Here is a 13,704-nt window from a genome sequence, read left to right on the forward strand (position 1 = left end):
ATAACATATTCTTTATAGAAAAGACTTATCTCAATTTAAGATAAGTCTTTTTTATTTATAAGTAATCTGTTATTTTTCAAATAATATCATAAATACTTAATAATGAGTTAATGTATAAATTATTAAATTTGTACCGAATCAAAACAATTATATTATGAAAACAAATTTACTAGGCTATAAGTATGTTTATAGCTTTATGTTATGTGTAACCATGCTGTTTAGCTATTCGATTAGTTGGGGGCAAGGTTTAGAAGATTTTTCAAACTCTAATCAAGGATCCAGTTATTCTGATAATAGTTTCTTAGGGAATAACGGTATAACTTGGAGTTATGTAGAGTCTCGCGATGGTAATGGTGATGAGAATAATTCAGGAATCAATTTGCCAGCACTCATGTTAAGAAGAAGTTCAGATAATAGTGCTGTGACTTCTAGTAGTATCTCAGGTGGTATCGGTAATTTTTCCGTAAAACTATATAAAGGTTTTACTGGAGGAGGGAATAGACAAGTTGAACTTTTTGTTAATGGAGTCTCTCAAGGTACTTCAACACCTTTTGATGATTTCAATGAGCATGTATTTACTGTGAATAATATTAATATTTCTGGTGATATTACAATTGAGATTAGAAATATTACGAGTAAGCAGATTATTGTGGATGATATTTCGTGGACAGCTGCAGCTCCTACTGTAGGACCACAAATCACTAACATCACTACAACACCTGCAGGAGGAATTACCTCTTCGGATGCTGTAACTGTAAATGCAGATGTTATCGATGCTGCAGGAATTGCAAATGTAGCTTTAAAATGGGGAACTACTTCTGGAAGCTTAAGCAATAGCCTTGCAATGACAAATACTACAGCAGATGTTTACGAAGCGATTATTCCTGCACAGGCAGACGGGACTACGGTATATTATGCACTAGAAGCAGAAAACACTACCGGAGATACCAATACATCTACCGAGATGTCTTATACGGTAGAAGACCCAGTTGTAGTTAATTTACCTTATACAGTAGATGCAACAACTGTAAATCTGTTTACTGACGGATGGACAACACAAGACTTAGCAGGCGGAAATACATGGCAATACAATACCGGTAGTGGTGTTAGCATGAATGCTTATAGTGATAATTGTGATGCTGAAGATTGGTTAATTACACCAGCATTTGATCTTTCTACAACAGCTAATGAATTACTTTCTTTTGAATTATACGAGAATTATTCAGATACCTCTATAGATGTATTATACTCTACAAATTATGATGGAGTTTCAGATCCTAATACAGCTACTTGGACTAACATTACAACAATACAATCTGGAAATTCTGGAGTTATAACCGATAATATTAGCTTACAAGGACTATCTGCAAATAAAGTATATGTAGCTTTTTTATATGAAGGGACAGGAGGGTCTTGTTCAAGTTGGGAGTTAACCAACTTCTCTTTGGAAGAAGAAATAAACGTTATAGCTACTACATTAGGTTTTACAATAGAACCTATAACTACAATTGTAGATGACGTGATGTCGCCTGCAGTAAGCGTTGCATTTACAGATGCTAGCGGAAATATAGATGTAAGTAAGAATGGTATTGTAAGCTTAGCTACTAACGGAACTTTTGCAACAACAGCAACCACTAGTGTTACTGCTGTAAACGGTGTTGCTGTATTTGATAATTTAGTGTTTTCTGCAATTCAGTCAGGAATTACATTAACAGCAACTACAACAGAAACAGGAATAACAGGAGACACTTCAGCAACTTTTGATATTGTTGAAGCGCCAACTGTTCCGTCATTAATTTTTACAGAAATTGCAGACCCGAGTGATATTTTTGAAGCTCGTTTTATAGAAGTGTATAATAATGGTTCAGCGCCTATAGATTTTAATACAACAGTAGTTTATTTAGCACGCTATGCCAATGGGGGGATTTCACCGCAAAAGGTTCAACTTACAGGGGTTTTAGCAGCAGGAAGCTATTATACGGTAGCTTATGATGAGATGGAATTTAACACGGCGTATGGTTTTGATGCAGATTTAAGTAGTGGTATTATTAATGGAAACGGGAATGATGTTTATGCTTTATATTTTGATGGAGATGATACTACAGGAGTTTTATTTGATATTTATGGAGAGATAGGAGTTGATGGTTCAGGAGAAGTATGGGAGTATGAAGATTCTCGAGCAGTTAGAAATGATATTAATACTTTACCTAATACGGTATGGACTGCTTCTGAGTGGACTATATCTCCAGCTGCTACTACAGATATGACACCAGGAGAAGGAGAAGCTCTACCAGCCGATTACACCTATACTTCAGGTTCATGGTCTCCAGAAGATCCTAATGGAATGGCTTCACCTACAGATAACATAGAAGTTTTAGACGGTACTGCAACTTTTAATAATGCCATAGGAATAAATAACCTAAGTATAGCTACAGGTGCTACTTTGGAAGTAAAAGATGTTTTAACCGTAAATGGAAACATTACCAACGACGGGAACATTATTTTTAAAAGCACCGAGACAAAAACGGCTCAATTAGATGAATTTAATGGGACAATTTCTGGTAATGGAGATGTCGTTGTTGAGCGTTTTATTCCAGAAAAAAGAGCATTCCGCTTACTTTCATCACCTGTTAATGGACAAACTTTTGCTGATGCATGGCAACAAAACACGCATATTACAGGAGAAGGAGGTGCTACTAATGGTTTTGACCCTACACCAACGAATAATCCGTCATTATTTATATTTAATAATTCGTCGTCAACACAAGCTGAAGGAGCAGCTTGGGAAGCAGTAACAAGTACATCTGATGCTATTTCAGCAGGCCAAGGCTACAGATTAATGGTGAGAGGTGATCGTACAATTGATTTAACAGATCAAAATGCGACGCCAACACCAACAACTTTAGTTTCTGAAGGTGTTCTTACGACAGGTAATTTTACACCAACTCTAGCTCAAGCAGCTGATTTTTATAGCTTTGTTGGAAACCCTTATCAAGCTGTAGTTGATTTTTCAGCATTGACTTTCGCTGGAGATATTGATGATTCAAGAATGTATGTTTGGGACCCAACTTTAGCAGGTGCAAACGGTCGTGGAGCTTATGTAACAGTTGATGTTAATACAAACTCACCAAGCCCAAGTTCTTCACAGGCCAATAAATTTATTATGCCAGGTCAGGCGTTCTTTGTTCAAAACAAAAGTACGGTCAACCAAGCGCCAAGCATAACTTTTACAGAAAGTGCTAAAACGACTTCTGAAGTTCAAACTGAAATTTTCTCTAATGTTGATGAGTTTTATGTCAATATGCGTTTATACAAGCAATCAGCTTTACAAAACGGAGAGACAGAAAGTGATGCTATCGGTTTAAGATTTGCTGATTATTACACGACACCTTCAAGCAATGAAGATGCAAGTAAGTTAGGTAATCCTGGCGAAAACTTTGCGGTTTTAAATGATAAATATACTTCTATTGATAACAGGGCTTTCCCTGATGAAAACGAGGAGATTCAATTATTTGTTTCTGGTTATGATGAAGAAAATTATGTCATCCAGTTTACCATGGATCATAAGCCTGAAGATTTAGAAGTTATTCTTAATGATACTTACACAGATGAATCTTTAGAACTTTCAGATGCTGTTAATTATGTTTTCAATATTGATTCTAATATTTCTGAATCAATTGCTTCTGATCGTTTCTATATCAGTTTTGAAAATGTAACCATGGGAACAACTCAACCAGACTTAGCAAATGCGATACGTCTATATCCTAACCCAACTGAAGATTTATTGACAATTGATGTTAATGATTTTGATGTGGAGCAATTGAAACTATATTCAATTCAAGGTCAAGAGCTAGACTCAATGACAATGCCTGAGAATAATACGTTGAATGTTTCACACTTGAATACAGGCGTTTATATTATTAAAATAATTACTAATCAAGGAACGTCAGTTCAGAAATTTATTAAAAAATAAAGCTATGAAATCATTGTATAAATATTTAATCATTATGTTTTTGGCTGTCAGTTTTACAGCTGAAGCGCAATCATTGGAAGATGCGCTAGGTTTTAATGATAATGTGCAAGATATACCAGCAGCTCCTATTAATGGGTTGATTGGGATTGCATTAGCAGCTGGAGCCTACCTAGGGTTCAAGAAGCTTAAAAAATAATATTGTTTAACTCAAATGATAAAGCCGCTACAATTCGTAACGGCTTTATTTTTTGACACGTTTTTTATTTTGAGAAATAAAGGCTTCCCAACCTGTGTAAGATTTTGAGCCTATTGTTTTTGAGCTGTTATAGAAATGACAAACAGCAGCTGCAAGTCCATCTGTAGCATCTAAGTTTTTTGGAAGGCTTTTTAATTTTAATGTACTTTGTAACATTCTCGCAACTTGTTCTTTGCTGGCATTTCCGTTTCCTGTAATTGCCATTTTTATTTTTTTTGGAGAATACTCTGTAATTGTCACTTCTCTTGACAAACCTGCTGCCATAGCAACACCTTGAGCTCGCCCCAACTTTAGCATTGATTGAACGTTTTTCCCAAAAAAAGGTGCCTCAATAGCAATTTCATCAGGATGGTGACTGTCTATCAGTTCAATTGTTCGCTCAAAAATTAATTTTAATTTAGTGTAATGATCTTTATATTTCTTAAGATCTAATTCATTCATTTGTATAAATGACATTTTTTTGCCATCAATTTTAATAACGCCAAACCCCATAATGGTTGTTCCTGGGTCAATTCCTAAAATAATTTTTTCAGCCATTACAGTATTTTAATTTATTACTTTTGTCAATCTCATGACAAACAAAACTAAACAAATATTTATCAAAGGACTTCAGCTCATTGTAGCTATTATTTGTTTGCTTTATATTTCTTATGAGATTTCAGAGGAAAAACAATATGTCAATACTCTTGTTGCTTACCAAGAAAATATCAACTTAATTGATAAGCTTTTACCTCTTAGCGCTGTACTCTTTATTTCTGTGTTAAATTGGTCTATAGAGTTTCTAAAATGGAAAATTTCAGTTTCTCATTTTCGCAAAATTAATTTTTCAAAAGCAGCTTATCATTCATTTGCATCTCATAGTATCGCCATTTTTACGCCGCAACGTATTGGGGAGTATGCTGCCAAATTCATTTTTTTTCATAAAAGAAATAGGAAAAAAGTTTTATTGGCAAATTTTAGAACTTCGTACTCGCAATTGATGAGTACCTTAGTTTTTGGTCTAATTGCTTTGTTTTATTTTGTAAAATATTATGGTTTAGAATTAAATAATACAATTATGTATTCAGTATTGATATTAGTGATTTTATCTGCGACAATCTTATTTTTCACAAAGGAAAATTTTCAAAATAAAATAAAATCTCTACTGATCAAAAGGCCAAAACAATTGATGCTATTAATTACGCTATCTTTAATCAAGCATTTAGTTTTTAGCCATCAATATTTCTTTTTATTGAATTTTATAATTGAAGTTGATTATCTTGAAACGATGATGGCGATTAATTTGATGTATTTATTTGCTTCATTTTTACCGAGTTTTTTTATTGTTGATTTCGCTATTAAAGGAAGTGTCGCCATTTTTATATTTAATTATTTAGGTGTTTCTGCTACTGCGGTTGGGCTTGTTAGTTTTGTTATGTGGTTTCTTAACTTTGCTTTGCCAGCAATCATAGGAACTGTTTTGTTAAGTCAACATACACTTAAAAAAACAGCTTTAAGTTGAGTTTACTTATGATCATATTCAGTGCTATTGCAATTCTATATTTCCTCACAATTGGTTGGGCAATAAGGAAAATTTCAAATTTTAAATTTTCTGAACAAAAATTTAATTCAGATTCTGAATTGACAAGATTTAGTGTTTTAATATCTTTCAGGAATGAAGCTAATAATCTCCCAAAATTATTACAATCCGTATCAGAAATAGATTATCCATTGGATAAATTTGAACTCATTCTGATCGATGATCATTCGTCAGATATGTCAAGAACTGAAATGATTGATTTGATCAATAAATTTGATATGAATATTCGTCTTTTTCATTTATCAGATGTTGGTTTATCAACTAAAAAACAAGCGGTTAAATATGGCGTGAGTCAAGCTTCTGGAGAATATGTATTAACAACGGATGCAGATTGTGTTTTACCAAATGGGATACTCAAGGCACATCATTTACAGATTATCGATCAACAACCAGACTTGATAGCGGGAGCGGTGAGCTTTATAAAGAAAAACACCTTTCTGAGTCAATTTCAATACTATGATTTTATGGCAATTCAGGCTGTGAGCATGTCTTGCATGATTCATGGAAAACCAATTGCAAATAACGCTGCGCACATGAGCTTTAAACGTTCTGTTTTTTTGAAATTAAATCCTTATCAAAACAACATGAATATTGCGAGTGGTGATGATGTTTTTTTATTGGAAAGATTCATTCAAATGGAACGTAAAATCAGATATTTAGAATTTCCTGAAATAGTTTTATCTGCTTCTCAAGAATCTTTTTCAGCTTTAGTTCAACAGCGCAAAAGATGGTTTCTTAAGTCTAAATATGTAAAGAATAGAACTGCAAAACGTATAGGTTTAATTTTGTTTTTAGGGCAAATAAATATGGTTTTTGGCTTTATATTATTGTTTTTTTTAAATCAAATAGAACTTATTTTTAGTTTGTTCATAATTGTCAAATTCATTATCGATTATCGGCTTTTAAATCAATTTTCTAAGAAGTTTCATTTAGGGTTTTGTGCAAAAGAACTTTTATTATTCTACATAGTTTATCCTTTTAGTCTTTTTATTTTTATTTTTGCATTAGCAAATCAAAATTATAGTTGGAAGTCACGCCAATTTAAAATTTAAACATATTTAATTTACCTCACTATGAAGTTCACCTACTCACTTTGTTTATTATTTTTAGTATTTTTTGCGAGTGCGCAAAATAATTTGACCATAGATCAAAAAGTTTATGATGTAAAACCTTTAGTTGACGGTGAGTTAAGCTTGTATTCAGAGAAAACGACTGGTGATCATCTCTACATCATGAGCTATAATAACAAACACGTATTATTAGAAAGAGATAATTATAGACAGCAAATCGAAAGCTTGCTTGACCGTTCTTTAGATATTAAGAATTTGAGCTATAGAACGCGAGCTTTTGTGATATTTACAGAAAAATTTAATCATCGTATTGACGAAAAAATAGATAAGCTTAGTCTTGGATTAAGTGTTTATGGAGGTGTTTCAAATGAATTTTTGTTCACCAATCCAAATAACGAGAAATATGGTATTATTGGAGCTGAACTTGAGCTCTATAATAGAAAGATGTTTAGAAGACACAGCCTTTTCTTTCAGTTTAATCAAACGATAAATACGTCAGATTACGATTTTAATCTTTCTCAATTAACTTTAAATTACAGATTCAGATTTATTGATACAAAGTATTTTTATGCTGCTGCTAATGTAGAATTTTTTAGTTTGAACTACGTTTCATTTGAAAATTCATATTACAATCAAGATGAAGAACTGGTGGTTGAAGACCAGGAGGCAACTGCACTTGATACGCCAATTAGTTTTGGCGCAAGTCTTAATTTTAATGTTTCTAAGGTTACAACAATTTTTTTGAGTTATAATGATTTTGTTGCTCTTGGTGTGAACGATAACGGTGAAACGCCTCTTGACTTCAGTTTTGGTTTGCGCTTCGCTTTATAACTATTTAAATTGTAAAGGAATATCAAAACTCAGTTTAACAGGAACACTTCTTTTTTGCGCTGGGTAAACAGGTTCTAATTTAGAGATGCAGCTATCAATTTTCTGTGAAAGTTTTAAATTATTTTTTGTCGAAGAAGCTAATGAGTCGAAGATTATTTCTCCACTTTTAGAAACACTCAAGTGCAATTGAAAACAATCGCTTGTGTTTTTAAGTTGAGTAGGAAGACATTGATCTAGATTTAAATAAGCACCAATATTTTCAGTAAAGCATAAGAAGCTTTTTTCTTTACTTAATCCTTCTTTACAAAATTCAAAACCTGGATAAATATCAACTTCATTCCAATTGATATGCTGTTTTTCGTTTTCTAAAATTTGTTGTGCATTTTGCTTTTCAAATTTTTGGCATCCTAAAATCAGGAAAATAAATAAAACAGCTAAAATTGATTTCATGATGCTAAATTAAAAATAAGTCTGATTTTAATTCAATCTTCACAAAGATATGATATGTTTTGACTTTAATACTTCTTCCTTTTTAACAATCTTAAAATCAGTTTTGTATTCTGAGATATTTTATATTTACAATAAAAAAATGAGCATTCTATTAATCACTATTGGTTTTATACTTTGTATTGTTGGCATTCTCGGTAGCTTTTTACCGGTTCTGCCAGGTCCTCCTTTGTGCTGGTTGGGTTTGTTGTTTTTTTATCTAGCACCAGTAATCCCGATGAATTATACTATTCTTATTGTGACCTTTGTGGTTGCTTTAGTTGTATTCTTGCTAGATTATATCGTTCCTGCGATTGGTACAAAATCTTATGGTGGTAGTAAATATGGCGTGATAGGAACCACAATAGGACTTATCGTTGGGCTCATTGCACCAATCCCTTTCGGATTTTTGATAGGGCCATTTGTTGGTGCTTTTATAGGTGAATTTATTTTTAATAAAAGCAAAGGAAAAACAGCTCTTCGTGCTGCTTATGGTTCGTTTCTAGGTTTCTTAGGATCAACTTTGATGAAGTTTACTTTTAGTTTAGCTTTTAGCGTGTATTACATTTATCAAATCATCAATTATCGTGATTTGATATTTTAATCAAAGAATTCAATCTTTTCATCTATTGAAGTTTGTCGCTCACCTTCTGGCCACTCCTCATCTGTTTTTCCTAAATATAACAAGCCTAAGCATTTTTCACCTTCTTTAAAATCAAAGAATTCTCCAAAATCCTTAATCATTTTTGGCGAACTCCAGTAGCATCCTATTTGCATTTCAGTCGCAAGTAGCCACATGTTCTGAACCGACATTGCTACAGCGGCAACTTCTTCCCACTCTGGAACGCTTTCTTTAAGATCTCTTTGTAAGCAAATTGCAATAACTGCTGACGATTTCTGAAACTTATCAATAATTTTTCTCTGCTTAAATTTAGAAGGCTTATCAGCTGACTTGAGATATAATGAACCAACAAACGCACTAAATTTTGTTTTAGATTTTCCTTCTAAAACCTTGTAACGCCAAGGCTCAGTTTTGCGATGTGTTGGTGCCCAATTTGCCGCTTCTAAAAGTTTTTGAATTTCTTTTTTTGAAACTTTTTCATCATTATATTGATGTGGGTAGATTGATCTTCTTTTCTTGATAATATCAGCAATCGTTTGCATAGAAATTTTTACCGTAAATCTAATTGATTTAACTTCAGGAATCAAGTTCAGATGATGAACGAAATGGTAAGAGCACAGTTTTTAAAATGATTTTAATATCTGTTGAAAAACTGATATCTTCAGCATATTGAGAGTTTAATTTTAACTTTTGAGGAAAAATGACGGTGTCATTATAGTTTAACGGATCACTTTGTGATTTTAAAATCTGCTCTTCGTTGGAAAAATGTAGAGAAGCATAACCAGTTAATCCTGGCTTTAACTTGCTTATGTTTTTATATTTTTCTCCTAATTGGTCATAATATCCTGGTATATCTGGCCGAGGTCCTACAAAACTCATTTGCATCGCCATAATATTGATCAATTGTGGTAATTCATCAAGTTTACTGCGTCTTAAAAACGCCAAAAATCTTGTCGTTTTCCCATTTTTATTAATGGTTTTAAATTTGAAAATTTTAAATTTCTTTTGATGTTGGCCTATACGTGTTTGAATAAAAAAAGGGCTTGACCGATGTGTAATTGAAAGGATGATAGAGAGTATCAATAAAACGGGTGTCAAAAAGACGAAAAGAAGAAAAGCGCCTAAAAAATCAAAAAATGGTTTAATATAAAATTGATACATAAATTCGTAAACGGCTCATTTAAATGCTGACTTCCTATTTGTTAGATTTTAAACTGAATCTCTAAAAATACAGAAAATAAATGTATGTTATTTTTATGCTTTTAAACTCAAAAAAGTATTTTATTTTAAGATTTAACAGCTACTGTTTTTGATTGATCAGAATTTCCTTTCTTAAATTTAATAACTGTTATTTCTGGCCAAATCCCAACTCGACCTGGATAAGCTAAGTATCCAAATCCTCTATTGACGTTGATGTAACGTTTTTTGAATTCATAAACTCCGGCCCATTGCTTATATCGATACTGGATCGGACTCCATTTAAACCACCCAGGAATTTCAATGCCAAATTGCATTCCATGTGTGTGTCCACTTAAAGTTAAATGAAGATTTTTTTCATGCTGATGTAAAACTTTGTCCCAGTATGATGGATCGTGACTCAATACGATTTTAAAATCTTTTTGGATTAAACCCTCGCAAGCTTTATCGATGTTGCCAGCTTTTTTGAAACGACCTTTTCCCCAGTTTTCAACACCAACTACGGCTAAATGCGCATCGTTTTTTTTGATGAGTCTGTGTTCATTTCTGAGCATCTGCCAACCCATTTCTTCATGAACTTTCAAGAAGTTCTTAAAGTTCTCTTCTTTATCTTTTGGCTCTTTAAATTTATAGTAATCGCCATAATCGTGATTGCCCAAAATTGAATAAATCCCATCTTTTGCCTTTAATTGACCAAAAAGATCTTTCCAATCATCCATTTCAGAGGCTAAACTATTTACAAGATCACCTGTAAACATGAGCGCGTCAGACTCTTGTTTGTTAATGAGGTTAATAGCGTATTTTATTTTCTCATGATTGTTGAAGCTTCCCGAATGAATATCGCTTAATTGGGTGATTTGATAACCGTCAAATTCTTCTGGTAAATCTTCAAAGGCGAGTTCATAGGTCAAGACTTTAAAATTATATTTCCCTTGAAACATACCATAAATAAGAGAGAAAAAAGGAATAGAACCAAGTCCCATAGCGATTTGACTTATAAATTTACGACGACCTTCAATTTGAACATGCTCAGAAGGCTTTTTAAGCTTTTTATAAATATAACGAAAACTCCTAAAAATGTCTTCTCCAAACAAGAACAAAATAAGCATGTTTTTAAGTGAGTAAACAGCAAGCACAATTCCAAGCACAATCGCTCTGTACTCATTAAATGTTTTGTCTTCAGTGTTGTTGTAAAAATTATAGATCAAGATGATAATTGGTAAAAAACTTAGCAAAAAGTATGTAATGCGTAATTTTTTTGAAGAAGTTAATCGTCTTATAGCTTGAAAAGCATAAATCTCAAGTATAAAAACAATTATAAAGAACAGCAGCCACCGCATATTTTTTTTAGGCGCAAATATAAATGCAGGTTTGTAATATTGGCTATCATTTAAATTTAAATTATACTTTGTCGCAATTTTCAGATATACATCATAACTTTGTCGCATGTCAGGTATCTATATTCATATTCCTTTTTGCAAACAAGCATGTCATTATTGTGATTTTCATTTTTCAACTTCAATGAAATATAAAGAGCAACTAGTCTCTTCTCTGATGAAAGAAATAAGTTTGCGTCGTGATGAAATTTCTCCAAACATAAAAACAATTTATTTTGGAGGAGGCACACCGAGTTTATTAAATCAGGATGAAGTGACTAAAATTATTAATCAAATTCATAAAGAGCTTAATGTTGATGAAAATGCTGAAATTACCTTAGAAGCAAACCCAGATGATTTAGATGAAAATTACCTGAAGGAACTCAGTCAAACTAAAGTAAATCGTTTAAGTATAGGTGTGCAGTCTTTTTTTGAAAAAGATTTAAAAATGATGAATCGTGCGCATAATTCTGAAGAAGCGCACAAATCAATTCAACTCGCAAAAAAGTATTTTGATAATATTTCAATAGATCTTATCTACGGAATTCCTGAGATGTCGATTCAACGTTGGAAAGAAAATATCAATAAAGTTTTTGAGCTAAATGTTCCGCATATCTCATGTTATGCATTGACTGTAGAGCCACAAACAGCCTTAGCAAAATTTATTGAAAAAGAAATCATCAAACCCGTTGATGATGCCTTAGCGAGAGAACATTATGAAGTTTTATGTGAAGAAATGTCAGCTAATGGCTTTGATAATTATGAGTTTTCTAATTTTGGAAAAGCGGGTTATTACTCGCAAAATAATATGGCTTACTGGACGGGAAAATCTTATTTAGGAATTGGTCCTGCCGCGCATTCCTTTGATGGTAAAAAGCGAAGCTGGAATATTAATAACAACATCAAATATATTAAGGCGATTGAAAGTGGTAAACTGCCAAGTGAAGTTGAGACTCTAACCAAAAGTGACCGGTTTAATGAATATATCATGACAGGTTTACGCACCAAATTTGGTGTTTCTTTACAAAAAATCAAAAATGATTTTGGTCAAGTTTTTTATGATCATATTCAAAGAGAAGTTTCACCTTTAGTTGAAGAAAACCATCTTGAATTGATTGATGGATTTATACACATTACGCCAAGTTCACGATTTTTAACGGATGGTATTTCATCTGAACTTTTTAGAATTATTTAAATGGACATAGAACAAATAAGAGATTTTTGCTTGTCACACAAAGAAGTGACTGAATCATTTCCTTTTGATAAAGATGTTTTAGTTTTTAAAGTTTTTGACAAGATTTTTGCTTTGATTCCACTTTCAAATTGGGAAAAAGGAGAGCAAAGTCTTAACCTAAAATGCGATCCAGGTGTTGCTGCCGAATTGAGGGAGAAATATCCGCAAACTGTTCTGCCAGGTTATCACATGAATAAAAAGCATTGGAACACTTTAATGCTGCAAACAAGTGAATTTTCAGAAAAAAAAGTCAAACACTTTATTTTGCATAGTTACAAATTGGTGGTGAGTAAATTACCAAAATCAAAGCGAGAATCATTGAAGTAAATTTAAATTAATTCGCCACGTAACATTTCTCTTTTTCCGGGTGGGCCAGGCATGCGTTTCATCTTAAAGCCCAAGCTTTCAAGATTACGCCTTACACTTCCTTTGGCACAATAAGTGACAAAAACTCCTTTATCTTTTAAGGCAGTTTTAAATAATTCTAAAGTTTTCATGTCCCATAAATCAGGTTGAACACGTGGGCCGAAAGCATCATAAAACACAATATTTGCGGTATCGATTAAACTGAGCTGATCAAATTTTTGATGTATTTTATGTAATTTGAAATTTGATGAAATCTCTGTTCTTTTATCCCAAATAGCAGAATGTAATTTCTTAAAAATAGCATCAGCTTGTTCGCCTTCAATCTGTTGAGGATAGTTGAGTTTCGAAACTTCTTTTTCTGCAACAGGAAAAGCTTCTAGGCTGATATAATTAACTTTTACTTTGTTTTCTTTCGCCCAGAAATAGGAGAGAAGCGCATTCAAACCTGTTCCAAAACCAGCTTCAAGAACCGTAATTTCTATATCATTTTCTCTGAAATAATCAAGATCAAGAGAAGCTAAGCCTGTCTTTAAAAAAACATGTTTGGCTTCCTGAATTGCACCATGTTTAGAATGGTACTGCTCATTCCATTCTGGAATTTGAATGGTTGTTGAGCCATCTTTGGTTGTGATGATTTGGTGTGAAAGCATAAAATTGTAAATCTTTTCAAATTTAAGCTATTTCTTGAAGTAGTCAAATCTTTGTGAAAGCCTA

14 protein-coding genes are annotated in these 13,704 nt (G+C 32.7%); 8 read left to right on the top strand and 6 right to left on the bottom strand.

What is annotated here, in order from left to right:
* Positions 1–154: 154 nt before the first annotated feature.
* Together BLV84_RS10740 and BLV84_RS12465 are read left to right on the top strand one after the other, a co-directional pair.
* Entirely contained in the window at positions 155–3,973 is a 3,819-nt protein-coding gene (locus tag BLV84_RS10740) for a T9SS type A sorting domain-containing protein (protein WP_093245071.1), read from the top strand.
* Between the two features lie 4 nt (positions 3,974–3,977).
* On the top strand, positions 3,978–4,169 hold the full coding sequence (locus BLV84_RS12465; RefSeq protein WP_143521354.1) for a hypothetical protein: 192 nt from the start codon (positions 3,978–3,980) through the stop codon (positions 4,167–4,169).
* Between the two features lie 45 nt (positions 4,170–4,214).
* On the opposite strand, the gene ruvC is transcribed toward BLV84_RS12465, so the two are convergent.
* A complete protein-coding gene (ruvC, locus tag BLV84_RS10745; RefSeq protein ID WP_093245075.1) occupies positions 4,215–4,766 on the bottom strand; it encodes a crossover junction endodeoxyribonuclease RuvC in 552 nt (183 codons plus the stop codon).
* 34 nt (positions 4,767–4,800) lie between these two features.
* On the opposite strand from ruvC, the gene BLV84_RS10750 reads away from it, so the two are divergent.
* From BLV84_RS10750 to BLV84_RS10760, 3 genes are read left to right on the top strand one after another with little or no spacing between them, the layout of a single operon-like run.
* Positions 4,801–5,730: a hypothetical protein gene (locus tag BLV84_RS10750; protein ID WP_093245080.1), complete on the top strand. Its 930-nt coding sequence runs from the start codon at positions 4,801–4,803 to the stop codon at positions 5,728–5,730.
* The gene (locus BLV84_RS10755) at positions 5,727–6,860 is read left to right on the top strand and encodes a glycosyltransferase (RefSeq protein WP_093245084.1); all 1,134 of its coding nucleotides are present in this window, start codon (positions 5,727–5,729) and stop codon (positions 6,858–6,860) included. The genes BLV84_RS10750 and BLV84_RS10755 overlap by 4 nt, the downstream gene beginning before the upstream one ends.
* 21 nt (positions 6,861–6,881) lie before the next feature.
* Positions 6,882–7,709: a hypothetical protein gene (locus BLV84_RS10760; protein WP_093245089.1), complete on the top strand. Its 828-nt coding sequence runs from the start codon at positions 6,882–6,884 to the stop codon at positions 7,707–7,709.
* Here BLV84_RS10760 and BLV84_RS10765 read toward each other — a convergent pair whose 3' ends face one another.
* On the bottom strand, positions 7,710–8,159 hold the full coding sequence (locus BLV84_RS10765) for a hypothetical protein (RefSeq protein ID WP_093245093.1): 450 nt from the start codon (positions 8,157–8,159) through the stop codon (positions 7,710–7,712). It lies immediately after the preceding gene.
* 139 nt (positions 8,160–8,298) lie between these two features.
* On the opposite strand from BLV84_RS10765, the gene BLV84_RS10770 reads away from it, so the two are divergent.
* On the top strand, positions 8,299–8,799 hold the full coding sequence (locus BLV84_RS10770; protein WP_093245097.1) for a DUF456 domain-containing protein: 501 nt from the start codon (positions 8,299–8,301) through the stop codon (positions 8,797–8,799).
* Here the strand turns inward: BLV84_RS10770 and BLV84_RS10775 are convergent.
* The 3 genes from BLV84_RS10775 to BLV84_RS10785 all read right to left on the bottom strand — a co-directional run bounded on the left by BLV84_RS10775 (position 8,796) and on the right by BLV84_RS10785 (position 11,462).
* Positions 8,796–9,359, bottom strand: a complete 564-nt coding sequence (locus BLV84_RS10775; protein WP_093245102.1) for a nitroreductase family protein — start codon at positions 9,357–9,359, stop codon at positions 8,796–8,798. The genes BLV84_RS10770 and BLV84_RS10775 overlap by 4 nt on opposite strands.
* A gap of 34 nt (positions 9,360–9,393) precedes the next feature.
* On the bottom strand, positions 9,394–9,978 hold the full coding sequence (locus tag BLV84_RS10780) for a sugar transferase (RefSeq protein WP_093245107.1): 585 nt from the start codon (positions 9,976–9,978) through the stop codon (positions 9,394–9,396).
* Between the two features lie 125 nt (positions 9,979–10,103).
* Positions 10,104–11,462: a metallophosphoesterase gene (locus BLV84_RS10785; RefSeq protein WP_317041021.1), complete on the bottom strand. Its 1,359-nt coding sequence runs from the start codon at positions 11,460–11,462 to the stop codon at positions 10,104–10,106.
* On the opposite strand from BLV84_RS10785, the gene hemW reads away from it, so the two are divergent.
* Both hemW and BLV84_RS10795 read left to right on the top strand, forming a co-directional pair.
* A complete protein-coding gene (gene hemW, locus BLV84_RS10790) occupies positions 11,461–12,585 on the top strand; it encodes a radical SAM family heme chaperone HemW (RefSeq protein ID WP_093245112.1) in 1,125 nt (374 codons plus the stop codon). The two genes, BLV84_RS10785 and hemW, sit on opposite strands and share 2 nt — an antisense overlap.
* Entirely contained in the window at positions 12,586–12,951 is a 366-nt protein-coding gene (locus tag BLV84_RS10795; protein ID WP_093245116.1) for an MmcQ/YjbR family DNA-binding protein, read from the top strand. It abuts the gene before it with no gap.
* 2 nt (positions 12,952–12,953) lie between these two features.
* On the opposite strand, the gene mnmD is transcribed toward BLV84_RS10795, so the two are convergent.
* A complete protein-coding gene (mnmD, locus tag BLV84_RS10800; protein ID WP_093245120.1) occupies positions 12,954–13,640 on the bottom strand; it encodes a tRNA (5-methylaminomethyl-2-thiouridine)(34)-methyltransferase MnmC2 in 687 nt (228 codons plus the stop codon).
* Positions 13,641–13,704: the final 64 nt, after the last annotated feature.

Origin of the sequence: Psychroflexus halocasei (assembly GCF_900107595.1) — a bacterium.
Taxonomy (GTDB): domain Bacteria; phylum Bacteroidota; class Bacteroidia; order Flavobacteriales; family Flavobacteriaceae; genus Psychroflexus; species Psychroflexus halocasei.

What these genes read in the sequence shown, in the direction of transcription:
- BLV84_RS10775 (WP_093245102.1), bottom strand. Translation starts at nt 9,359, where the DNA reads ATGCAAACGATTGCTGATATTATCAAGAAAAGAAGATCAATCTACCCA.
- hemW (WP_093245112.1), top strand. Translation starts at nt 11,461, where the DNA reads ATGTCAGGTATCTATATTCATATTCCTTTTTGCAAACAAGCATGTCAT.
- BLV84_RS10770 (WP_093245097.1), top strand. Translation starts at nt 8,299, where the DNA reads ATGAGCATTCTATTAATCACTATTGGTTTTATACTTTGTATTGTTGGC.
- BLV84_RS10785 (WP_317041021.1), bottom strand. Translation starts at nt 11,462, where the DNA reads ATGCGACAAAGTTATGATGTATATCTGAAAATTGCGACAAAGTATAAT.
- BLV84_RS10740 (WP_093245071.1), top strand. Translation starts at nt 155, where the DNA reads ATGAAAACAAATTTACTAGGCTATAAGTATGTTTATAGCTTTATGTTA.
- BLV84_RS10765 (WP_093245093.1), bottom strand. Translation starts at nt 8,159, where the DNA reads ATGAAATCAATTTTAGCTGTTTTATTTATTTTCCTGATTTTAGGATGC.
- ruvC (WP_093245075.1), bottom strand. Translation starts at nt 4,766, where the DNA reads ATGGCTGAAAAAATTATTTTAGGAATTGACCCAGGAACAACCATTATG.
- BLV84_RS12465 (WP_143521354.1), top strand. Translation starts at nt 3,978, where the DNA reads ATGAAATCATTGTATAAATATTTAATCATTATGTTTTTGGCTGTCAGT.
- BLV84_RS10795 (WP_093245116.1), top strand. Translation starts at nt 12,586, where the DNA reads ATGGACATAGAACAAATAAGAGATTTTTGCTTGTCACACAAAGAAGTG.
- BLV84_RS10780 (WP_093245107.1), bottom strand. Translation starts at nt 9,978, where the DNA reads ATGTATCAATTTTATATTAAACCATTTTTTGATTTTTTAGGCGCTTTT.
- BLV84_RS10750 (WP_093245080.1), top strand. Translation starts at nt 4,801, where the DNA reads ATGACAAACAAAACTAAACAAATATTTATCAAAGGACTTCAGCTCATT.
- mnmD (WP_093245120.1), bottom strand. Translation starts at nt 13,640, where the DNA reads ATGCTTTCACACCAAATCATCACAACCAAAGATGGCTCAACAACCATT.
- BLV84_RS10760 (WP_093245089.1), top strand. Translation starts at nt 6,882, where the DNA reads ATGAAGTTCACCTACTCACTTTGTTTATTATTTTTAGTATTTTTTGCG.